21 protein-coding genes and 1 tRNA gene are annotated in these 22,198 nt (G+C 63.0%); 12 read left to right on the top strand and 10 right to left on the bottom strand.

The features are described 5' to 3' along the window. Positions 1-47 precede the first annotated feature (47 nt). The 4 genes from PP1Y_RS12210 to PP1Y_RS12195 all read right to left on the bottom strand — a co-directional run bounded on the left by PP1Y_RS12210 (position 48) and on the right by PP1Y_RS12195 (position 3,502). Positions 48-1,889 (bottom strand): ferrous iron transporter B, encoded by a 1,842-nt coding sequence (locus tag PP1Y_RS12210; RefSeq protein ID WP_013832519.1) that lies wholly within the window; start codon positions 1,887-1,889, stop codon positions 48-50. Then, positions 1,886-2,125, bottom strand: a complete 240-nt coding sequence (locus tag PP1Y_RS12205) for a ferrous iron transport protein A (protein WP_013832518.1) — start codon at positions 2,123-2,125, stop codon at positions 1,886-1,888. Before PP1Y_RS12205 ends, PP1Y_RS12210 begins: the two co-directional genes overlap by 4 nt. A 104-nt stretch (positions 2,126-2,229) precedes the next feature. Then, positions 2,230-2,898, bottom strand: coding sequence for a COQ9 family protein (locus PP1Y_RS12200; RefSeq protein ID WP_007013705.1), 669 nt, complete (start codon positions 2,896-2,898; stop codon positions 2,230-2,232). Between the two features lie 4 nt (positions 2,899-2,902). After that, positions 2,903-3,502: an ankyrin repeat domain-containing protein gene (locus tag PP1Y_RS12195; protein WP_013832516.1), complete on the bottom strand. Its 600-nt coding sequence runs from the start codon at positions 3,500-3,502 to the stop codon at positions 2,903-2,905. A gap of 156 nt (positions 3,503-3,658) precedes the next feature. Between PP1Y_RS12195 and PP1Y_RS12190 the strand changes: the two genes are divergently transcribed. Genes PP1Y_RS12190 through PP1Y_RS12165 form a run of 6 tightly spaced genes read left to right on the top strand, consistent with a single transcriptional unit; the run spans position 3,659 to position 7,580 of the window. After that, complete coding sequence (locus PP1Y_RS12190; RefSeq protein WP_013832515.1) at positions 3,659-4,261, top strand: SCO family protein; 603 nt, start codon at positions 3,659-3,661, stop codon at positions 4,259-4,261. After that, entirely contained in the window at positions 4,249-4,737 is a 489-nt protein-coding gene (locus PP1Y_RS12185) for a YcgN family cysteine cluster protein (protein ID WP_041558821.1), read from the top strand. Before PP1Y_RS12190 ends, PP1Y_RS12185 begins: the two co-directional genes overlap by 13 nt. Beyond that, on the top strand, positions 4,712-5,467 hold the full coding sequence (locus PP1Y_RS12180) for a M48 family metallopeptidase (protein WP_013832513.1): 756 nt from the start codon (positions 4,712-4,714) through the stop codon (positions 5,465-5,467). Before PP1Y_RS12185 ends, PP1Y_RS12180 begins: the two co-directional genes overlap by 26 nt. A 33-nt stretch (positions 5,468-5,500) precedes the next feature. Next, positions 5,501-5,995, top strand: coding sequence for a hypothetical protein (locus PP1Y_RS12175; protein ID WP_013832512.1), 495 nt, complete (start codon positions 5,501-5,503; stop codon positions 5,993-5,995). Next, positions 5,992-6,978: a bifunctional diaminohydroxyphosphoribosylaminopyrimidine deaminase/5-amino-6-(5-phosphoribosylamino)uracil reductase RibD gene (ribD, locus tag PP1Y_RS12170; protein WP_013832511.1), complete on the top strand. Its 987-nt coding sequence runs from the start codon at positions 5,992-5,994 to the stop codon at positions 6,976-6,978. The genes PP1Y_RS12175 and ribD overlap by 4 nt, the downstream gene beginning before the upstream one ends. Continuing rightward, positions 6,963-7,580 (top strand): riboflavin synthase, encoded by a 618-nt coding sequence (locus PP1Y_RS12165; protein WP_007013698.1) that lies wholly within the window; start codon positions 6,963-6,965, stop codon positions 7,578-7,580. The genes ribD and PP1Y_RS12165 overlap by 16 nt, the downstream gene beginning before the upstream one ends. A gap of 3 nt (positions 7,581-7,583) precedes the next feature. Here the strand turns inward: PP1Y_RS12165 and PP1Y_RS12160 are convergent, their stop codons facing one another. From PP1Y_RS12160 to PP1Y_RS12150, 3 genes are all read right to left on the bottom strand, one after another. Further along, positions 7,584-8,138 carry a GNAT family N-acetyltransferase gene (locus PP1Y_RS12160; RefSeq protein ID WP_013832510.1) on the bottom strand — a complete coding sequence of 185 codons (555 nt, stop codon included), beginning with the start codon at positions 8,136-8,138 and terminating at the stop codon, positions 7,584-7,586. 2 nt (positions 8,139-8,140) lie between these two features. Beyond that, positions 8,141-9,319, bottom strand: a complete 1,179-nt coding sequence (locus PP1Y_RS12155; RefSeq protein ID WP_013832509.1) for an amino acid aminotransferase — start codon at positions 9,317-9,319, stop codon at positions 8,141-8,143. A 241-nt stretch (positions 9,320-9,560) separates the two neighbouring features. Further along, complete coding sequence (locus PP1Y_RS12150; protein WP_013832508.1) at positions 9,561-10,403, bottom strand: DUF1134 domain-containing protein; 843 nt, start codon at positions 10,401-10,403, stop codon at positions 9,561-9,563. Between the two features lie 247 nt (positions 10,404-10,650). Here PP1Y_RS12150 and PP1Y_RS12145 point away from each other — a divergent pair. Beyond that, positions 10,651-10,741 (top strand) — tRNA-Ser (locus PP1Y_RS12145). Positions 10,742-10,994: 253 nt separating this feature from the next. Here the strand turns inward: PP1Y_RS12145 and PP1Y_RS12140 are convergent. Beyond that, positions 10,995-11,600, bottom strand: a complete 606-nt coding sequence (locus PP1Y_RS12140; RefSeq protein WP_013832507.1) for a TetR/AcrR family transcriptional regulator — start codon at positions 11,598-11,600, stop codon at positions 10,995-10,997. Between the two features lie 148 nt (positions 11,601-11,748). Between PP1Y_RS12140 and PP1Y_RS12135 the strand changes: the two genes are divergently transcribed. From PP1Y_RS12135 to PP1Y_RS12115, 5 genes are all read left to right on the top strand, one after another. After that, entirely contained in the window at positions 11,749-12,984 is a 1,236-nt protein-coding gene (locus PP1Y_RS12135) for an NAD(P)/FAD-dependent oxidoreductase (RefSeq protein ID WP_051010025.1), read from the top strand. Then, positions 12,981-13,892, top strand: a complete 912-nt coding sequence (locus PP1Y_RS12130; protein WP_013832505.1) for a sugar phosphate isomerase/epimerase — start codon at positions 12,981-12,983, stop codon at positions 13,890-13,892. Before PP1Y_RS12135 ends, PP1Y_RS12130 begins: the two co-directional genes overlap by 4 nt. Next, positions 13,885-14,286, top strand: coding sequence for a DUF6379 domain-containing protein (locus PP1Y_RS12125; RefSeq protein WP_013832504.1), 402 nt, complete (start codon positions 13,885-13,887; stop codon positions 14,284-14,286). The genes PP1Y_RS12130 and PP1Y_RS12125 overlap by 8 nt, the downstream gene beginning before the upstream one ends. A 30-nt stretch (positions 14,287-14,316) precedes the next feature. After that, positions 14,317-15,516: an MFS transporter gene (locus PP1Y_RS12120; protein ID WP_051010024.1), complete on the top strand. Its 1,200-nt coding sequence runs from the start codon at positions 14,317-14,319 to the stop codon at positions 15,514-15,516. A 220-nt stretch (positions 15,517-15,736) separates the two neighbouring features. Further along, positions 15,737-16,774: an aromatic ring-hydroxylating dioxygenase subunit alpha gene (locus tag PP1Y_RS12115; RefSeq protein ID WP_148274959.1), complete on the top strand. Its 1,038-nt coding sequence runs from the start codon at positions 15,737-15,739 to the stop codon at positions 16,772-16,774. A gap of 283 nt (positions 16,775-17,057) precedes the next feature. Here the strand turns inward: PP1Y_RS12115 and PP1Y_RS12110 are convergent, their stop codons facing one another. After that, a complete protein-coding gene (locus PP1Y_RS12110) occupies positions 17,058-19,823 on the bottom strand; it encodes a bifunctional aconitate hydratase 2/2-methylisocitrate dehydratase (RefSeq protein WP_041558820.1) in 2,766 nt (921 codons plus the stop codon). 232 nt (positions 19,824-20,055) lie between these two features. Beyond that, positions 20,056-21,792, bottom strand: a complete 1,737-nt coding sequence (locus tag PP1Y_RS12105; protein WP_041558819.1) for a sensor histidine kinase — start codon at positions 21,790-21,792, stop codon at positions 20,056-20,058. Positions 21,793-22,198 lie beyond the last annotated feature (406 nt).

Here is a 22,198-nt window from a genome sequence, read left to right as displayed (position 1 = left end):
GCCAACCCCGCAGGCGCCCCTTTCCCACAACCGAGGTGGAAGGATCGCTAGAGGCCGATGGCGGTCGCGACCCAGAATGTCAGACCCGCAGCAATATAGGCCAGGCCGAACAGGTAGGCGAGCATGAAGACGGGCCACTTCCAGCCGTTCGTCTCACGCCGGGTGACAGCGATCGTCGACATGCACTGCGGCGCGAAAACGAACCAGGCGAGGAAGGCCAGTGCCATCGGCAGGGTCCAGCGCGACTTGAGCTGGTCGCCCAGTTCCATCGCCTGCTGGTCTTCGTCCGTGGCATCGACCGCATAGGTGGTAGCCAGCGAGCTGACCGCCACTTCGCGCGCGGCCATGGCCGGGATCAGCGCCAGAGCCATGTCGCGGTTGAAGCCGATCGGTTCGACCACGAACGCGAGGCCATTGGCAACCTTGCCCGCAACCGAGGCATCGACCTGGCTCTCACCCGGGCGAGCCTGCGGAAAATTGAGCATGAGCCACAAGACGACGGTGACGGTAAAGATGATCGTGCCGGCGCGGCGCAGGAAGATCCAGGCGCGCTGCCACAGCCCGATCGCCATGTCCTTGAGGCGGGGAAGCTGGTACTTGGGCAGTTCCATGATGAAGCCCGAGGCCTCGCCCTTGGTCACCGAACGGCGCAGCACCAGTGCGACTACCATCGCGCCGATCACACCCGCGACATAGAGTGCGAAAAGCACCAGCCCCTGCAGGCCGACGCCCCAACCAATGGACCGGTTGGGAATGAAGGCAGCGATGATCACCGCGTAGACCGGCAGGCGCGCCGAGCAAGTCATCAGCGGTGCGATGAGGATCGTCGTCAGCCGGTCCTTGGGATCGCTGATCGACCGCGTCGCCATGATGCCGGGAATGGCGCAGGCGAAGCTCGAGAGCAGCGGAATGAAGCTGCGGCCCGAAAGGCCCACCGAAGACATCAGCCGGTCCATCAGGAATGCCGCGCGCGCCATGTAGCCGGAGGCTTCCATCGCGAGGATGAACGCAAAGAGGATGACGATCTGCGGCAGGAAGACGACCACCGAGCCGACGCCGGCAAGAATGCCGTCGGTCACCAGATCGCGCACCAGTCCGGCAGGCATGAACTTTATGGTGAGATCGGTGAGCCAGCCCACGCCCGCCTCCAGCCCGTCGGCGAACGGGGTCGCCCACGCGAAGACCGCCTGGAACACCACGAAAAGCAGCGCGCACAGGACGAACGGGCCGATCCACGGATTGAGCAGCAGGCGATCGAGCCGCGCGTGCATGCGATGGCGACGGGTCTCAGAGAGAATCGCGCCTTCGGCCATGGCATGGGCGGCAACGCGCCGCTCGGTCAGCGAAAGGTCGGTGATGCCGGGGCCGGGATGGCCCATCTCGGCCGAAGCGATGGCCTCGGCGAGATCGGACAGGCCGCGGCGGCGCACCGCCACCGTCGGAACGACGCGCACGCCCAGTTCCTGCTCGAGCAGCGTGGCATCGAGGACGAGGCCGTCGCGCTCGGCAAGGTCGACCATATTGAGGGCGATGACGGTAGGCTTGCCCAGCGCGAGGACTTCCTGCGCAAAGACGAGGTGCTGTTCCAGGTTCGAGGCATCGAGGACGATCACCAGCACGTCCGGCACGGCTTCGCCCGGGAAATGGCCGCGCACGACCTTGGAGGTGACTTCCTCGTCCGGGCTCGTCGCATCGAGGCTGTAGGCGCCGGGAAGGTCGGTCATCTCCACCGGCTCTCCGGTCGGCAGGACGAAACGGCCCGACTTGCGCTCGACAGTGACGCCCGGATAATTCGCGATCTTCTGGCGCGCGCCGGTCAGGGCATTGAACAGCGCGCTCTTGCCCGCATTGGGATTGCCGACCAGCGCGACCTTGCGTTGCCGGCTCACAGGACTTCCACTTCCATGGCTGCAGCGTGGGCCCGGCGCACGGCCACGATCATGCGGCCCACCGAGATCGCGATGGGATCGCGGCCGCCGAAGACGCCGCGATGGGAAACGGAAACCTTGGCTCCCTCATCGATGCCGAGCGCACGCAGGCGGTGCGCCTCCTCGTCGACGAGGCAATTCCAGTCGACCGCCGTGATGCGGGCGCCCTGGCCTACGGGAAGCAAGTCTAAAGTCATGAGGCTGCGCTGCCAGATTAGATCGTTATTTGCAACTGGTTCGCAATAACCAGCCTCACTTGTCATTGTCCGCAATCAAAACGGAAGGGGCGTCCGCAGAAAATTCAGCGCGCCGGATAGCGCAAACGGCCCAGCAGCCGGGTCACGCTGAACCGGTCGTCAGGAGCACGAAAGACTTTCGCCTTGGTCTTTTCGAAGCGGATGATGCCGTCGATCCGACGGTCCAGAAAAGCGCGGGTTTCAGCCTTGTTCTCGCTCTTGTCGCGGGCATAGACCTGCAGCGTCGCAGCATAGATCGCTCCGAGGATCGCGCGCTTGGTATAGTGGTTGTAGTCCGTCGCGCTATCGCCCGCGAGGCGCCACATCACATCCGCGCTATGCCATCCCAGCTTCGTCGCGGCCACGACGTTTTGCGGCATGGCCATGATCGAAAGCGCCCGGGTCAGGGCTTCCTCACGCCCGGCGACAGCGTCGAGTCGCGCCATGACGAGGCGGCGGATACGCTCACGAATCGGAAGGTTCGCCAGCGATTCGGCCGGCGTCGTGGCTGCCATGCGTTCATCGACGTGTCCGATCCAGGCGGCAATCATCGCCATCGCCCCGCCCTGGAAGGCGAACTGCGCCAGTTCGTTGTCGACGCCAGCCATGGCCGCGGCCTGCGCCACCGCTTCCTCGCTCCAGCCGTCGAACGCGACGGCATCGGCAATTGCCGGGGCGAGCTGACGGCGCAGCGCTTCGAGGGTCTGCGGTTCTTCCATCACCTTGCCTGCCATCTGATCACATCACCGGGCCGTAAACGGCCTGGGCCTTCTTCTTGTTCTTCGCCGCATACTCGTCGAGCACGGACGTCATCGGGCCGGTCTTGCTGTCGAGCGCCGCATAATCGCGCGCCGAACGGCCCGAATTGTCCGCACGGTTAGGATCGGCTCCAGCCTGGAGCAGCGCCTTGACGAGCTGCAGGTCCTTGCGGTGCACCGCATAGATCAGCGGCGTTTCACCGGCGTCGTTCGATGGGTCCGGAGAGGCCTTCTGCTCCAGCAGGAATTCCGCGCCTTCGCGCCAGCCCAGATTGACCGCCATTTCCAGCGGCGTGCGGCCGTGATCGTCCGCGGCATTGACGTTGGCGCCATGCGAGACGAGGTAGTTGAGCCAGGTCAGGTCGCGGCGCGCGGTGACGATGTGCAGCGCCGTCTCGCCGGTGGTCACGTCGCGCGAATTGATGATCTGCGAGGAGGGATCGAGCAGGGCTTCCTCAACCTTGGCTCCATCCTTCTTCTTCACCGCTTCGAGGAACTTGTACCCTTCGGAAAAGCCAGCCTGGGCCATCGCCGGCGAGGACACCGCAAGACCCGCGGCGAGCGCCGGCAAGGCTGCCATCAGGATCGCCCGAGAGATCCGCGCACCGTACCCCAAGTTGTTCCTGGACACTTCGTATTTCCTCCGACTTAGTCGATTCTTCCGGCGCTTGCCGCTGCCCGACCCAGGCATCGCACCTTGCATGGCGCGGCTTAGCAGAGCATGAAGCGACGCGCCATGACCTACCTGAATCGCTGGATAGCACCCCTCGCCCTCGGCCTTGCCGCGAGCCTGTCCCTCACCGCCTGCTCGCAACAGGACCAGCCCGAGCGACCGCCGCTGGAAGGCGCCGCGATCGGCGGTCCCTTCACGCTGGTGGACAAGGACGGCAAGACCGTCACCTGGGACCAGTTCAAGGGCAAGTGGCGCATCGTCTACTTCGGCTATACCTTCTGCCCGGATGCCTGCCCGCTTGACGTCCAGGCGATGATGCGCGGCTTCAACGCGTTCGACAAGGCACACCCCGCAGAAGCGGCGAAAGTGCAGCCGATCTTCATCTCGATCGATCCCGAGCGCGATACGCCCGAGGTGGTCGGCCAGTGGACTGCCGCCTTCGGGCCCCGGCTACTGGGCCTGACCGGCACGCCCGATCAGGTAAGAGTGGCCGCCGACGCCTTTGTCGCCTATTACAAGAAGGGTGAGGAAACCCCCGGCGGATACCTGATGGACCACAGCCGCATTGCCTACCTGATGGACCCGGACGGCAAACCCATCGCCATGCTTCCGGTAGACAAGGGCCCGGACGCCGTTGCCGCAGAACTTGCCAAGTGGGTGAAGTGAGCAGCGCGACGCCTTTCTGGGAGCGTCCGCTCGAAACGCTCGACCGCGCGCAGTGGGAAGCCCTGTGCGACGGTTGCGGGCAATGCTGCCTGCACAAGGTGGAAGACGCCGACACAGGAGAGATCTTCCATACCAACGTCGCATGCAAGCTGCTCGACCTCAAGACCGCGCGCTGCAGCGACTATGCCAATCGCCGCAGCTTCGTGCCCGATTGCCTGAGCCTGAGCCTGAAGACCGCAGGCAGCCTAGACTGGCTGCCGCCGAGCTGCGCCTATCGCCTGCGCTCGGAAGGCCAGCCCCTGCCCGAATGGCACTACCTCGTCAGCGGGGATCGCAATGCCGTGCACGAGGCGGGAATGTCGATCATCGGCAAGGTGATCAGCGAGACTGTCGCCGGGCCGCTGGAGCATCACATCGTCTGGCCCTACGGCGAAGACGAGTTCGACGAGGATGCCTGCGAAGAGGAGGAAGGCTGAGGCCGTGCTCGACTGGCTGCGCCGCAATCCCCGCGAAGAGCCCGTCATCGACCTTGACGGCAAGGACGTTCCGATAGTCATTCGCCGCCATGACCGGGCGCGCCGCCTCACCATGCGGCTGGCCCCCGATGGCAGCGAAGTGCGCATCACGATCCCGACCTGGACGCGCACTGCAGAGGCCATCGCCTTCGCCGGATCGCGGCGGGACTGGCTGGCCCGCCAGCTCGCCTCCCTGCCTGTCGCCGAGCCCCTGGCCCATGGCGCGCAGATCCGCTTTCGCGGTGAGATCCTGGTCATCCGTCACGATCCGCTTGCCCCGCGCCGCGCCGTCCATGCCGCAGGCGCGGTTTCCCTCGGCGGTCCCGAATCCTCGCTGCAGTCCCGCCTCAGGCGTTGGCTGGAGGGCGAAGCGCGTGCGCTCATGGCCGACGACTTGGTCGAGTACTGCACGCGTGCGCAAGTCGATGCGCCCAAGCTGGCGCTTTCCAGCGCGAAGCGGCGCTGGGGCAGCTGCGCCCCCGACGGCTCCATCCGCATCAACTGGCGCCTGATCATGGCCCCGGACTTCGTGCGCCGCTCGGTTGTCGCCCACGAAGTGGCCCACCTCATACATTTCGACCATTCGCCCGCATTCCATGCCTGCCTCGATGGGCTGTTCGAAGGCGATATTCGGGCCGCGAATGCCTGGCTCAAGGCCCACGGGCGAGAGCTTTACCTCCCCTTCGGCTAGCGTTTGCTGCCCGAAGCGCCTAAGTAGGGCCCCATGTCGTTGTTCAAACGCTCAGGATACTGGAAGGACGTCAGCCCCACGGGGATGGTCGCCGATTTCAAGGCAGTCTGGAAACAGGCCGGCAGCAACCGCTGGCGCATTGCCGCGCTTTCGGCCGCCTGCACTTTCGGCGTGTTCTTCACGATGTACCAGCAGGAGGCGAAAGGCCCGCAGCCGCCGCCCAAGATCACCTATATCTCGACATTCTCCGGCCATCGCACCGAAGCCGAGATCATCGCGTCCAACATCGCGAACCAGAAGCGCAAGGAAGCGGTCGCCCGCGAACTGGCCAGGCGCGACGAGGAAGTGCGCAACATCTACAAGACGATCGGCCGCATGTCCGGCATGGATGTAGAGAAGATCGCGCGCGAAGCTGAGGCCGAGCAGGCCGCTCAGGAAGCCGCGCAGCAGAAGGAACAGGGCAAGCTGCCCGAGGGCGTAACATCGGTCGACCAGATCGACGCCCAGCAGGACGATGCCACCCGGTGACGGCCGATAGCCGCGAGGACGCGCGCTGGCTGGCCGCAGCCGCCAGCCTCGCCGCCCGCGCCCGGCCGATCAGCCGGCCCAATCCCGGCGTCGGCGCGATCATCGTCAAGCAGGGCAAGGTCGTCGCCCGCGGCTGGACCCGCGCGACGGGGCGCCCTCATGCCGAGGCCGTCGCGCTCGATGCCGCCGGTAACGCGGCCCGCGGCGGCACGCTCTACGTAACTCTTGAACCCTGCGCCCACGAATCGCCGCGCGGCCCGGCCTGCGCCGATCTCGTCAGTGCATCGGGACTTTCCCGCGTCGTGATCGGCTGCATGGACCCCGATCCGCGCACCGCAGGCTTAGGGCTGGAGCGTATCCGCGCTGCCGGGATCGCGGCCGATCACCTGCCCTCCCCCGCCTGCGAGGAAAGCCTCTCCGGCTATCTGGTATCGAAGCGGCTGGGGCGGCCTGAAGTGACGCTCAAGCTCGCCATGTCGCTCGACGGCTGCCTTGCGCTTCAGTCCGGCGAGAGCCAGTGGATCACCGGTGCGCAGGCGCGTGCGCATACCCATGCGATGCGCGCCAGGGCCGATGCGATCCTCGTCGGCGGCGGCACCCTGCGCGCCGATGCCCCGCGTCTCGACGTGCGCCTGCCCGGCCTCGAACGACGCAGCCCCGAGCGTTGGGTACTGACCGGCGGCAAGGCTCCCGCAGGCTGGTACGCCCTGCCCTCGCCCGAAGCGATCGCAGGCATGGACGGCTTGCAATACCTCTTCGTCGAAGGCGGCGCTGGTGCTGCTTCGTCGTTCCTGCGCGCGGGACTCGTCGACCGGCTGCTGATCTACCGCGCGCCGATCCTGGTGGGCGGGCAGCCCGCCGTCCGGGATTTCTGCCTCGCATCGCTCGCCTCGGCGCATGGCCAGTGGCGCATTACCGAACGACGGCAGCTTGGCAGCGACACACTCGAAGTCTACAGCCGCATCCCATGTTCACAGGAATAGTCACCGCCGTCGGCCAGATCCGCGAAACCCGCAAGACCGGGGACCTTCGCGCCGTCATCACCTGCCCCTTCGATCCCGCCGGGATAGCGATGGGCGCATCCATCGCCTGTTCGGGCGTGTGTCTGACTGTCGTCGACAAGGGCGGCGTGGCCGGCGATGCCTGGTTCGCGGTCGACATTTCGGCGGAATCCGTGGCGCGCACCGTGCCCGGCCGCTGGGAACAGGGCACCAGCCTCAACCTCGAGCCCGCACTCAAGCTGGGCGACGAACTGGGCGGCCACATCGTCACCGGCCATGTCGACGGGGTTGGCAAGATCGTCTCGGTGACACCGGAAGGCGACTCGCGCCGTTTCGTGATCGAGGCCTCCGCCGACCTTGCACCCTTCATCGCGCCCAAGGGCTCGATCACCGTCGACGGCATTTCGCTGACGGTAAACGACGTGACCGACCAGCCCGGCGGCACCTGCCACTTCGCGCTCAACATCATCCCGCATACCGCGCAAGTCACCACCATCGGTGCTGCCAAGGCGGGGGATAGCGTGAATCTGGAGATCGACGTGCTCGCCCGCTACCTCAAGCGGATGCAGAGCCTGCGCGGCTAGGTCTCAGGCCGAGAGCGGCCCGAGTGCAAAACTCTCGCGCGTGATTTCAAAAATCACGTGATCGACCATGACACCGCAGCGTTCGAAGGAACGGCTGCGGCCGGGCACGAGCCTGCCGCCAATGTTGGCCATAGCCTTGCGCGAGATCGCGTTGTCGGCACCGACCTGGAAGATGGCGCGATCATAATGCGCGAGGGCGTGGGCTAGCATGAGCGCCTTGAACTCGGCATTGTAGCCAAACCCCCAATAGGCGCGGGCAAGGAACGACCAGCCGATCTCGATCTCGCCCGGCGCTTCCGCCTCGGGCGCGCCGAAACGGGTCGATCCGATGATTGTCTCGCCGTCCGGCGCCAGCCTGTCGACGATCGCAAGGGCGCCGCCGCCGGCAAGGGCTTCGTCGAAGAAGGCCCGGAACACGGGTTCCTGCCAGCGGTCATGCGATGGATGCCCGGCCCAGATCTCACGATCCGAGGCCACGGCGAACAGCGCGTCCCAGTCGCCGGGGCGCAAGGGACGCAGCGTCAGCCGATCCCCATGGAGGACCGGCTGACGATCCATTGTCAGGCCGTCACGTCCGCGACAGCTGCGATGAACTTTTCGATATTGCCCTCGGTCAGCCCGGCCACGTTGATGCGGCCCGAACCGGCGAAGTAAACGCCATGCTTGTCGCGCATCGCCTGCACCTGTTCAGGGGTGAAGGGGATGATCGAGAACAGGCCGTTCTGCCCGCCGATCGGCGTGAGGTCGACACCGCCGGTCTTGCCGGCCGCGGCGAGCTTCTCGCGCATCAGGCGCATGCGATCGCGCATGTCGTCAAGCTCGGCGAGCCACTGCTTGGTCAGGGCCTCGTCCTCGAGGATCAGGCGAACCGCAGCGCCGCCGTGATCCGGCGGCTGCGACCAGTTGGCGCGGGCCAGGGCGTGGGCGTTCGACATGATCTTGGGAAGACCGTCCTTCTCGGCCGCCAGCACATAGAGTGCGCCGACGCGGTCACGATAGAGGCCGAAGTTCTTGTCGCACGAATAGCACACGATCGCCTCGGGCACCGATGCGATGACGCGGCGCAGGCCGTAGGCGTCTTCTTCCATGCCGTTGCCAAGCCCCTGATAGGCAAGGTCGATAATCGGCAGGATGCCCTTGTCGGCGATGAGGCCGACGATCTCGTCCCACTCGGCGTTCGAGTAGTCGATGCCGGTCGGGTTGTGGCAGCAGCCATGCAGCAGGATCGCGTCGCCCGGCTGGGCCTGCGCTATTGCACCGCGCACCGCGTCCATGTCGGTCTTGCCATCGGCATTGGCATGGCCGAATTCGAAGACTTCAAGGCCGAGATCGGCGCAGATCTGGTTGTGGTTCGGCCAGCTGGGCTTGCCAACGATCAGGCGGGTCACGCCGGCGCGCTTGGCCATCGCAATGGCAAGGCGCAGCGAACCGGTACCGCCCGGGGTCTGCATGCCTTCGATGCGGCCGTCCTGGGTCGGGTTCGCCTGGCCGAAGACATAGGGCATCAGCGCTTCGACGAAGCCCATGTCGCCCTCGGGGCCGAGGTAGGCCTTGGAGTCCTGCGTCTCGACGAGTTTCTTCTCTGCCGCCTTGATCGCACCGAAGACCGGGGTTTCCCCGTCACCGGTCCGGTAAACACCGACACCGAGGTCGATCTTGTCGGCGCGCGGGTCCGAATTGTGGAGCTTGATCAGCGCAAGAAGCGCGTCGGCGGGCTGTTGCTGAAGATTGTTTAGCATGGCGGGCGCGGCCTTACTCTCGCCCGGGAGCGGAAGCAACAGGCGATCTGTGCGAAGCCGCGCCAGCGACGCAACAACGATACAAAAAAGAAAGCCGGTGCGGCAAAAGTGTTACCTTCTGCCGCACCGGCTCCAGCCCACTCCCCATTCCAGCCCCTTCGCGGGCGCCCTGCCCTTCAGTCCTGAAGGGGCTCGGATGGGGAGCGGACCGATCCAGTGATAACTTTCTGACCCTGCCCGGTCAGAAAGGCAGCCAGCGCTGCTTGTGCGAGAACTTCATGTAACCGACGTTGGCGCCAAGGCGCAGGCCGGCGCCGGCCCGAACCGGGATCAGGACGATGTCGCCGCGGCGCAGGTAGCTGACGGTGAAGCCACCGATCAGATAGGCCTGCCCCTCACCCGCCCCGAAGCGATGATAGAGGTCTTCGGTATCGTAGAGGTTGTAGACGAGCACGAAAGCGTTACCCGCATTGGCCCCGGCATCGAAGCCGATGGAAGGTCCGGTCCAGTAGACCGGCCTTTCGCCTTCCACCTTGTGATAGAGCGTGCCCGAGCCGTACCGCAAACCGATTGCGATGGCGCCGCCTGCTTCACGCCCGACGATGTAGCCATTAGGCTCCCCCTGCTTGGCGAGCAGGTCCTTGATGACATCGGCCAGCCCCTTGGCGCCCTTGCCGAACACGCCCTCAGCTGCGCCGATCAGGTCGTCCTCGTGGTACGTTGTCGAATTGTCGGCGGCGGGCGTCGCAGGCGCGACCGGAGCGGCCATCTTGTCGGCATTCCAATCCGAGACGCTGCTGCTCGGCTCCATCGGCGTGCCGTTACCCGATGCTGCAGCCGGTCCGTCCTGCGCGGGCAACTCGCCGCTAGGGTTGGACGAGAACGTGGTGTCTCCGCCCTTGAGATCCCCATCAATCGCCGCGTCGGGATCGACAGTCGTCACTTGCGCCGCAGCGGGCGCAAGAGGCGAGACTATGGCGAGAAAGGCCGCCGCGAGCGCGATCAGCGATCGTGATGCACGCGCGCCAGCCCGTTTCGGAGCCTTCTTCCGGCTCTTTTCGGTGATTGGCTTGCAGACTGACATGACTTTCCGATCCTCCCTCGCGGTACGGCGGTAAAACTGGCGCCGAAGCGCGGCAACATTGCGACATCGCACAAGAATCCACTGCTAGGGCGCCTGCAATGAACGGGCGATGGACCGAGTCGGTTTTGCGGCAGACCGAATCGCCAAGCCCCCGAATCAGCCCTCGAGAACTAATTTCACCTTCGGCGCTCATCCCCCCTTGATGCCCCCGATCCCCCCAGCTATAGGGCCCGCCTGCGCCGCATCCGGAGACGTGGGTGAGTGGCTGAAACCAGTTCCCTGCTAAGGAACCGTACTCTATCAGGGTACCGAGGGTTCGAATCCCTCCGTCTCCGCCACTGGCCAATCCCCCGCATCCTTGAAAATCTCGGAACGGCCAGCTTTTCTGCGGCTTTACGAGATAATTCACACCCCGCGCGATCCCGACCGGCCCGCTCGTGACCGATTGTATCCGTGGTTGAAAATGTGGGAATAATCGAGATCATGGGAAAGCTTGCCGGGACTGCTGCAACGGCGCGCAACGAAACCCCCAAACTTCATGGGGGCCAGGGTCCGGACCCCGCGCAAATTTACGCGCCGGCGCGCCAAGCTTCAGGCGTCCAGCGCAGCCCTTGCACTTCTCGCCACCAATGCATGATCAATGTCGCGGGGAGCTCGACTCAAGGGGTCATAAGGCTGGATGAGTTGCTTGTTTCGCAGAAGTGCGAGCCCGTAGATCGTTGACCAATAGCCCATCACGCGCATGGATCGATCATCGAAGGGTGCATCCGGCATGGCTTTCGTGACTGCACCAAGCAGCGCCTTGTAACCCTTTTGCTGGTATTCGAGCAGAACGGGATCCACGGTTGGATTGGTGAGCTCGCTCTCGTACATCAGTTCCATCATCCGCGGCTGCGAGTATGCGAACTCAAGGAACGCCTGCCCCATATTGATCAGTTGATCGAGCGGTGAAAGATTGGCCGTGTCGACGGCTTGCGCCCCGTCGATGAGTTCCTCAAAGCCTTCCAGCGCCAGTGCTAGAAGCAATGCTCTACGATCTGAAAAGTGGTGATACGGCGCTGCAGTCGTGACCCCCACTTGTTGGGCAAGGCCGCGCAGCGAGAGTGATGAGTGTCCGTTCCTGGAAACAAACTCGCGCCCTGCATTCAGCAGGTCGCGCCTCAGATCTTTCTTATGATAGCTCTTAGCGCGGGCCATTGCGTTCCTTCACCTTCCACATGTCCAAGTCCCTAACAGCGATCGAATGCGCAGCAAGCCGTCAAATTGGAGCTTGCGACATTTTCTAGCATCGCTTAGATAAATCTAAGCACCGCTGAAATTATAGGCAATTCGGAAGGGAAGAAGGATGAACGGCTCAAAAGGCCGCATTGCTATTGTGGGCGCAGGGCCGGCTGGCATGGCCGCTGCTCTTGCTGGGCTCAGGCTGGGTTTCGATGTCACGTTGTTCGAACGCGCGAAGGAGATTCGGGCTGCCGGTAACATCCTCAACCTGTGGCCGCCGCCGCAGAAAGTGCTGAAGCTCATCGGCGTCGACACCGAGGATCTCGGTGCGCCGTGTCACACCTACTTCGAGAATTCCAAGGGCAAGCGCCGCGCTGACGTCCAGTTGCCGGCTGAAGTCGAAGCCGAGTACGGCGGCGGCTTCATCGGCCTGCTGCGCTGGGGTCTTTACCAGCGCATGATCGATGCGATCCCGCCGGGCGTGGTGAAGCTGGATCACCAGCTCTCCCACATCGAGGACAAGGGCGATTTCGTTCGGCTCAAGTTCGCCAATGGCCTCAGCCACGACGCGGACGTGCTCATCGGAGCCGATGGCATCAATTCGTTCGTCCGCAAGCACCTGTGGGGTGACAAGCCCATTCGCCATCAGCGCTTGCACCTCGTTGGCGGCTACCTGTTCCTCGACGAAGAGCCGCAGGGTGTCGGCATTCTCGCGCACAACCGGACCACGCAGGTCAGCTACACGCCGATCCGCCATGAAGGTAAATGGGGGTACGAATGGTGGGTCCTGGAAGCATGCGACCCTGGCGCGGCCCCGCCGGAGGACCTCATCGGTTTCTGCCGGACCCGCGCAAAGGGCTTCTCCAAAACCGTGCGAGACTTGATCGAGGCCACTCCGCTCGAGCACATGCAGCGGTGGGAAATCCGTGACAGGCCACCTCTTAAAGCCTGGAGCAAAGGTCGTGTCACGCTGGTTGGCGACGCAGCCCACCCGACATCGCCTTACGCTGCCTATGGCGCAGGCATGTCCATCGAGGACGGCTACTTCCTGGCTCGTGAGCTGGACGCGGTATCCATGTCCGATACGGCAGCTGTTCGATCGGCGCTCGTCGCGTTCGAGACGCGGCGCATTCCCCACACCGTCCAGATTACCCAAGGGGCCTATTTCACCGGCAAGATCTTCCATCATTGCCCGGCTTTCCTGCGACCGCTTCGCGACTGGGTGTTCGATAACACGCCATTTCTCCAGAAGATGGTCGGTGATGAAATGCCCGCACATATCCTGTCGCAGCTGGCCGAGATCGAAGATGGCGAGCCCTATGTCCCGGTCCACAAGCGCGTGAAGGAGCCTGCGCTATGAGCGGTTTCAAATATGGCGTGTCGCTATACAGTTACACGGACGACCTCGGTACGGTCATGACCCTTGAAGATGCCTTCGACCATGTCGCTGAGACCGGATCAACCGGCATCGAGATCCTCGGCGAAGCCAACATTGCCGGATACCCCGAACCGTCCAGTGCCTGGCTCGACAACTGGTTCGCCTTGATCGACCGGTACAAGCTGGAACCTACCAACCTGGCCTCGTGGCTCGACACCTGCCTGACCCTCGACCACACCATGAGCGTCGAGGAAGGCACGGCACAGGTTGCGCAGGATCTGAGACTGGCGAACCAGCTCGGCTTCAAGTTCATTCGCCCCAAATTCGGCGTCATCGACGAAGAGCTGACGCCGCATCCGATCTGGGAAGCCACGATCGAACGCAACCTCGATCTGGCGCACCAACTCGGGATCGTGATCATTCCGGAAATCCATGCGCCGACCCCGATCAAGCATCCGGTGACGGATGCCTACATCGAGTTCATCGAACGCACGGGAACCAAGAATTTCGGCATCATGATCGATACCGGGATCTTCCAGGATCGCCCGCTGCCTTACTGGCCCGGCGAGACCCCGGAAATCCGCGCGGCGGCCCTGAGCTTCCTCGATGGCATCAAGGTACCGGTCGAACATCTTGCCGACGTCATTCAGTATGTGCCGTTCATTCAGGCCAAGTTCCATCACATCGACGAGAACCTGCACGACCACCATATCCCCTGGGAGAAGGTGATCCCGATGCTGAAAAAGCTCGGTTACACCGGCTATCTCTCCAGCGAATACGAAGGCGTCCGGGACCCCTGGGTCGCCATCGAGCAGGTTCGCCGCCAGCACTGTCTCATCCGCAAACTCGAACGCGATTTAGAAGTCGCCCCGGAGAAGCTCGATGCTTGAACGCACCCACATCCAAAGCAGTGGCTTTCGCAATACCGGGGTGCCCGGGGCCTATGATGGTTTTCAGGTCCGTCTCCGCCAACCGAACTACCGTGGGACGCGCCTTAGCCTCCTGGCAGGCATCGACATCACGGTGGATGGCGAGTCCTACCGGTCCACCGACAACCGGTTCGTCGTTGGAGGCCGGGAGTACACGCACGCTGAATTGCTTGCTGCCAAAGAAGATCGCTGGGAGGTCGGCACCTGCATGACCGTTCTGATCAAGCGCCCCGGAGGATTGCCGGCAGGAGTGCACGATGTGGCGAGCGAGATTGCCTTTCGGCATCCCTACTTCCCACCACAGTTTCAACCGACGTTCGTGCGAGACAGCCGCATGATCACAATAATTATCTGACCTTTGGACTGGTATAAGGGAGAGCGGGACGTGACAGCCATCAGGCAGGCCCAATTTGCGCCGCCGAAACAGAAAGCCGCAGGAGCTGGCCAGGGCATCGTCGTGGTACTGGCGGGCTTCCTGCCTATCCTTGCGATTGTTGCTCTGGCGCCGGTCGTACCGAGGATGGTCGAGCAATTTGCATCGGTCCCCGGTGCCACAACGCTCGTGCCATTGGCTGTCACCGCGCCGGGCCTGATGATTGCGCTGTTTTCTCCGCTCATGGGGTGGCTTGCGGATCGTTATGGCCGGCGCCGGTTGCTGCTGGTTTCGACCTTCATCTACGGTGTGGTCGGGGTCGCTCCGTACTTCCTGTCCGACCTCACCGCGATTTTTGCATCCCGATTGGCTCTAGGCCTTTGTGAAGCGGCGATCCTGACCGTCACCAATACTCTCATCGGTGACTATTTCGCGCAGGATCAGCGCCGCACATGGTTGATGTTCCAAGCCGCCATCGGTCCCGTGTTCGGTGTATCGGTTCTGACTTTTTCCGGATATCTGGCGGCAATCAGCTGGCACGTGCCATTCCTGATCTACGCTGTCGCAATTCCGATTTTCGCAGCGATGCTGGCTTTCATCTATGAGCCGGACGTCGAAGATACACGCGGTTCGCGTGATAGCAGCGTTGCGTTTCCTGTTCGCCACGCCGTGCTTTGCGGTGCCGTGACCCTCGTGTCGGCAAGTCTGTATTACGTCTATATCGTGCAGGTCGGACTGGCGTTCGGCGGAATCGGTGTGACATCGCCGGAAACCGTCGGGATGCTGATCGGTATAGCCAATGTAGGCGTATTCATAGGTGGCCTGCTCTTCAAGCCCATCTCCGCGCGGCTCTCCTCTTCGTGGCAGATTGCAATTTTCCTGTCGCTCATGGGAGCCGGAATGGCCGGAATTGGTCTAGCCCGCAGCGAACAGGTCATGACGCTGGCTGCTTGTCTGCAGCAACTTGGCGCGGGGATCCTGATCCCGGCTCTGGTGTTGTGGGCGATGAACGCACTTCCGGCGCAGCATCGGGGACGCGGAATGGGGATATGGAGCGCCTGCTTCTTCCTCGGCCAATTCACCAGCCCGCTTCTCGTGACCGGCGTAGGAGTCTTCACCGCCGGAATTGGCGGAGCCTTCCTGGCCCTCGGAGTCGCCGCATTGCTCTGTGCGCTCGCAGCACGGGTTTTCGCCCGATCGATCGACGCTTGATCGACAGCCAACGGCGTAATTCTGGGAGAAGAACCTGTAAAAGCGGCAAGTACGATAGCGGAGCCGCAAACGCCGTCGCTCGAGAAGTCGGCGCCTTAGGTAGCACCGATCGCCACAGGCCTCATGCCCAATGCGACAAACTCCGCTGAGGATGGGGGCGCAGTACATTCGCAAAAAGTCGCTGCCCGTACCGATGCATCAAGAGACCCGGGAGACAAGAATGACTGATTACGTGCGCAACCTGTGGTACATGGCAGCCTGGGATGATGAGATCCCTGAGAACGGTATGCTCTCGCGCACACTGCTGGACGATAAATGGCTGATCGCCCGCCTGTCCGATGGCAGCTACGCGATGCTGGCCGACCGGTGCCCGCATCGCTTCGTTCCGCTCAGCAAAGGCAAGCTCGAAGCAGACGTGATCCACTGTCCCTACCATGGACTTGGCTTCGACCGCACCGGTGCGTGCGTACACAATCCCTTCCCGGCCGAGCCGCCGGCCCATGTCCGGGCGCGCACCATGCCCGTCGTGCATCGTCACCATGGACTCTGGTTCTGGCCGGGTGACCCGCAGAAAGCCGATCCTGCCTTGATACCGGATTTCGGTTTCGTGGAGCGCGCGGGCATGAGCCGCAGTCGGCTGGTCATCAAGGGGCACTACGAACTGTTGACCGACAATCTCATGGACCTGACCCATGCCGAGTTCCTGCATGTCACCAGTTTCGGTGTGAACGGCTCAATCTTTCTCGGCAGCCAATCGGTCAAGACCGACGAAAGCGGGGCGATCTGGAACAACTGGGACATGGAAAATGTGTGCCCGCCCGACTGGGCGAAGGCCATTCTGCAAGACGAATCATCGGTGGACCAATGGCTTCACATGCGCTGGCACGCGCCGGCTTCCATGGCGCTGACGGTCGGCCTGGCTCGCGCCGGGACGGATCGTAACGACATGGTGGTGCCGCAAATGGTCAATCCCCACATCATCACGCCGCAGACAATACGCACCTCGCATTACTTCTTCGATCACGAAGCGAGTGAAGCGGCGGCGGTGCTGGCCCGCCAGGTTTTCGTCGATGAGGACGAGCCGATGATCGAGGCCGCCCAGGAAGCGCTGGGCGATATGGATTTCTGGGACGCACGCCCAGCCATCCTCGAAACCGACGCAGGCGCAATCCGCGCCCGACGGCGCTTGATGCAGTTGCGCAGGCATGAAGAGCGGGAGCGCGATCTCGAGTCAGACCGATCGGATACCCTGCGATAATCAGGCGGGCCGTCGCTGCCGGCTTATTGCAGGCTCTCTCGTATGAAGCCGCCCGCCTTCATGTGATAGTGGCGGGTGCGTAGCGCGATTGAAACATCCGCTACGTTCTGAATTTTTCGCGTTCCCGCGCCATGAGCGCGCAAAGTACTCCCAAGACTGACGTCAGGGCCTCGGCTCACAAGCAAGGGCGGCGCAGACCAAATGTCTACGCCGCCCTGAATATCGATGCTTGAGCGGCATCAGCGCCAGCCCGGCCCCTCGAAAGGGGCCGGGCTGGCGTCGATCAAGCGGCCTGCGGCGGAGCGAACTTGGTCAGGTCGATACCCTGCACGGCGCTCTTGTACTCGTCCATGTTCGGCGTGCGGCCCAGGATCGTGGAAAGCACCACGAGCGGAGTCGAGGCCAGCAGCGATTCACCCTTCTTATCGGCAGCGTCTTCCACGACGCGCCCCTGAAACAGGCGGGTCGAGGTGGCCAGAACGGTGTCGCCCTTGGCAGCCTTTTCCTGGTTGCCCATGCACAGGTTACAGCCCGGACGTTCGAGATACAGGGTGTTCTCGTATTCGGTGCGGGCAGCCTGCTTCGGCGCGACGTCGTCGAACTCGAAGCCGGCGTACTTCTTGAGCACATCCCAGTCGCCTTCGGCCTTCAGCTCGTCGACGATGTTGTAGGTCGGCGGAGCGACGACCAGCGGCGCCTTGAACTCGACCTTGCCTTGCGCGGCTTCGATGTTCTTGAGCATCTGAGCCAGGATCTTCATGTCGCCCTTGTGCACCATGCACGAGCCAATGAAGCCCAGGTCCACCTTCTTGGTGCCGCCGTAGTACGAGACCGGGCGGATGGTGTCGTGGGTGTAGCGCTTGGACACGTCCGCGTTGTTCACGTCCGGGTCGGCGATCATCGGTTCGTCGATCAGGTCGAGGTCGACGACGACTTCAGCGAAGTACTTGGCGTTGGCGTCGGGGGCCAGAGCCGGCTTTTCGCCCGAACGGATTTCCGCGATGCGGGCGTCGGCCTTGTCGATCAGGCCCTGCAGGGTCCGGGCGGCGTTGTCCATGCCCTTGTCGATCATGATCTGGATGCGCGACTTGGCGATTTCCAGCGACTCGATAAGGGTCTCGTCCTGCGAAATGCAGATCGAGGCCTTGGCCTTCATTTCTGCCGTCCAGTCGGTGAAGGTGAAGGCCTGGTCGGCCAGCAGCGTGCCGATGTGGACTTCGATCACGCGGCCCTGGAAGACATTCTCACCGCTGAACTGTGCCAGCATCTGCGCCTGGGTTGCGTGCACTACGTCACGGAAGTCCATGTAGGGCTGCATCTTGCCCTTGAAGGTCACCTTGACCGACTGCGGGATCGGCATGGTCGCCTCGCCCGTGGCCAGAGCCAGAGCGACGGTACCCGAGTCCGCGCCGAAAGCGACGCCCTTGGACATGCGGGTGTGGCTGTCGCCGCCGATGATGATCGCCCAGTCGTCCACGGTGATGTCGTTCAGCACCTTGTGGATGACGTCGGTCATCGCGTGGTAGACGCCCTTGGGGTCACGCGCGGTGATCAGGCCGAACTTGTTCATGAAGGACATGAGCTTCGGGATGTTCGCCTGAGCCTTCTTGTCCCACACCGAGGCGGTGTGGCAGCCCGACTGGTAAGCGCCGTCGACCAGCGGCGAAATGACGGTGGCAGCCATCGCTTCCAGTTCCTGCGCGGTCATCAGGCCGGTGGTGTCCTGCGATCCGACGATGTTTACCTTGACGCGCACGTCCGACCCGGCGTGCAGCACCTTGCCCGGCGTCACGCCTACGGCATTGCGGTTGAAGATCTTCTCGACAGCGGTCAGGCCCTGGCCTTCGACGGAGATTTCCTTGTTCGGCGCGAAGACTTGGGTCGGCTCGACGCCCAGCGTTTCAGCCGCGAAGGTCTGGAGCTTCTTGCCGAAGACGATGGCATACGAGCTGCCCGCCTTCATGAATTCCATCTTCTGCGGCGTGAACGAACTGGCTACGTTAACCAGCTCATTGCCGGCTTCGTCGCGCAGGACCTTGTCCTTGACGTCGATCTTGAGGATCGTGCCGGTCTCGACCGAGAACTTCTGCTCCAGGACGGGGTTACCGTCGTTGTTGAGGATCGCCTTCCCGTCTTCGCCGAGCTTCTTGACCCAGTTCTTCAGGTTGATGCCGATGCCGCCGGTCACGTCGACGGTGGTCGCGAAGATCGGCGAGATGCCGTTGGTGCCCGCAACGACCGGCGCATAGTTCACGAAAGGCACATAAGGGCTGGACTGCTTGCCGGTCCATAGCGCCACGTTGTTCACGCCCGACATGCGCGAGGAGCCCACGCCCATCGTGCCCTTCTCGGCAATCATCATCACGCGTGCGTCGGGATGCTGCGCCTTGAGCGCGACGATCTGTTCCTGTGCTTCGGGCGAGATCATGCACTTGCCGTGCAGTTCGCGGTCGGAGCGCGAGTGAGCCTGGTTGCCCGGCGAAAGGAGGTCAGTCGAGATATCGCCTTCGCCGGCAATGAAAGTGACGACCTTGATCTCGTCCTCGACGTCAGGAAGCTTGGTGAAGAATTCGGCCTTGGCGTAGCTTTCCAGCACGTCCCTGGCGATGGCGCTGCCGGCCTTGTAGGCATCCGCGAGGCGGGCCATGTCGGCGTCGTAGAGGAAGACCTGGGTCTTGAGCACATCGGCAGCTTGCGCGGCAACTGCTGCCTCGTCGCCCAGCGCGATGTCGAGCAGGACCTTGACCGAAGGACCGCCCTTCATGTGCGAGAGCAATTCGAGCGCGAAGCCGACCGAAATTTCCGGGACGATAGCTTCGCCGAGCACGACTTCCTTCAGGAAGGCCGCCTTTACCGCAGCAGCGCTCGTAGTGCCGGGCAGCGTGTTGTAGATGAAGAACTTGAGAGCATCGGCGCGGTGTTCGCTGCCGGCATCCTTGATCAGGACGATGATCTCTTCGATGAGCTTGCCATCGTCGATGGGCTTGGGCGCAAGTCCTTGCGCAGCTCTGCTGTCGATTTCGGTCAGATAATCCAAGTAGATGCTCATCGTAATCCCAAGCTCATGAGTGAATGGAGCCAAAAAAGTGCCGTCATCCGGCCTTCTTCGGTTGCCCGAAGGCATGCGCGGCTCCCGCTACGCCAACGCAAATCAACTGGCAAGGCATCACGATTCAACAAAACCGCCTCGGGACAAAGACGAAACGGAGGTCGGCGAGGCGAAGCAGCTGCCCGTCCGCCCTCCTTCAGGATATACCGAAAGTGCGCAGGGCCCTGAAACGTCAGTCCATCTCGTCGACCGGCACGCGCATGCGCAGCGATGTGGAGCCCGGGTTCGAGACAATCTCCAGCGTCCCCCCGCGCTCGGTCAGGCGTTCGCGGATGGAGCGCGGGAAGATCGGCTCATTGCTCTCGCCGAAGCCCTGGCCGTTGTCCGTCACCTCAATCTCGATCCCGATCGCGCGCATGCGGCACTTGATTGTCACTCTGGTGGCCTCCCCATGACGCACGCCGTTCGAAACGGCCTCGCGCACGATCTGCTGGATCTCCAACGAGAGCCATACAGGCACCGGCACGCGATAGTCGGACTCGATAATGTCGACAGTGATCTGCCAACGCAGCGCCAGCGCTTCGCTCGTCGCCTCCAGATCGTCAATCAGATTGCGCACACGCGCGTCCGAATCCGTCTCGCGCAATTGCTCGATCAAGCGGCGAACATGGATGTGCTCGGCAGCCAGTGCATCCTTGATGGCGTCGATCTCGCCTGTGATCTCGGCATCGGCACCCGCCTTCGAACGCAGCGCGACGAGCAGGAACTTCGCACCGACCAGAGAATGCGCAACGCTGTCATGCAGGTCGCAGGCAACCGACTTGCGCAGCCGGCTCAAGGCGCGGTCGAGCGCATTGACCGCACTGACCTGCCAAGCCACGCCCTGCGCCACTTCCGAAGCGATGGCGTGGGCAAGGTAGAGATGCCCCCACCCCAGCATCGGAATGCCGGTAAGGATAAGGCAATTGGAGCCCTCCTCGCCGCTGGTCGGGATGCACAAGCCCCGCTCCACTCCAAGCTCCCTGAGGAGCTGGAAGCCCGGTAGCGCGGTGACTTTACATGCCCTCAACATACCTTCTGCCGAAACGATCGCGCGATCGCGGGCGAGATCGAACAGCATCGGCTCAAGCTGTCGCAGGCGATCGGCCGCGCCGAAGCTCAACTTCCTGGGCTGGAGCCGTTCCTCGAGCGAGGCAGGCGTGCAGGAATAACAGCCGAGATCTTCGCGATCGATCCAGCACAGCACGGCATCGGAAGAATCGGCGGCTTCCATGGCATAGCCCATCGCCGATGCGGTGACCGGATAACCGGGCCCCGGCGTCTCTCCCGCGAACCGGGGGAGGTTCGTCTTGATCATCTGGCCGCTCGCCCAGACGAGCACCAGCGAGCCGAGCGGAACGAACAGCCCCCACCGCACCACGCTAGCCCAGGCCACCGTCCCACGAGGAACTTCGACAAGCAGGATATCGCCGATCCACACCGCATTGAGGAAAGCGGCAATGGCGAGAACGAGCGCAAGCCGCCAGCGCAGGACACTGCTGAACAGGATATGCCCGATCAGGCACAGGGACAGCACGACCCACGTCACGCCTTCGTCCATGGCCGGGACCGTCAGTGCCAGGAAAGCCAGGACATCCAGCCCAATAAAAGCTTCGGACGCGATGAAGTCGAGATACCAGTCATTGAAGGCAATGATCAGTGCGACGAACGCAAAGACCGCATAGGTCAGCGCGAAGACGTCGAAGTATCCGCCTTGAAGGCCCAGCCCCGAGGACTTTGTGAAAGCGAACAGCAGCAGCACGAATGCGCAGAAAACCCGACTAACTGCAACGATGTGATTGGAGTGGGCGCCGCATGTCAGTTCGGACAGGAAATGCATTAGCCGCGCCCCGGCGCCGGACTGCTCGCCCGCCTCCGGCCCGAGCAGCTGCTCCCCGGTCTTGTCGAAGTCATGAACCACGCCGTTCACGCCACTATTCTTTGAAGGAAACGTACTTGCCTGACAGGGAAGCGCGCGAAACTGCGCGCAGCAAACCTCGCCGCTGGGTGCTGCACCGAAGCTGGCGGCATTGGGCCTGAGACCGCGAAAGCCATTCGAACGCCATCTTTCTTTGTGTGAGCCTGCGTCCGGAACGATGGCTGAGGGGCACGCGCGCCCCGGTGGCTCAACTTTCGCAACCTTGAATACGCCCCTAGATACGAAGCAGGAACCTCAATAACCTGCCCTCACAGGCATCTTTTGCTTATGCACTTCGACTGGCCGAAATTAAGTATCTATCGATAGTTAGTCAAGTTTCCTAACTGAGGTAGCTGATGTGGTGCTTCAAGGCCAATCCTGCGAGTCTCCGAGGGGTGACCTGCCCGCCTGCGATACA

Source organism: Novosphingobium sp. PP1Y, from assembly GCF_000253255.1.
Lineage (GTDB): Bacteria > Pseudomonadota > Alphaproteobacteria > Sphingomonadales > Sphingomonadaceae > Novosphingobium.
This window is presented reverse-complemented; position numbering and strand designations above follow the sequence as displayed.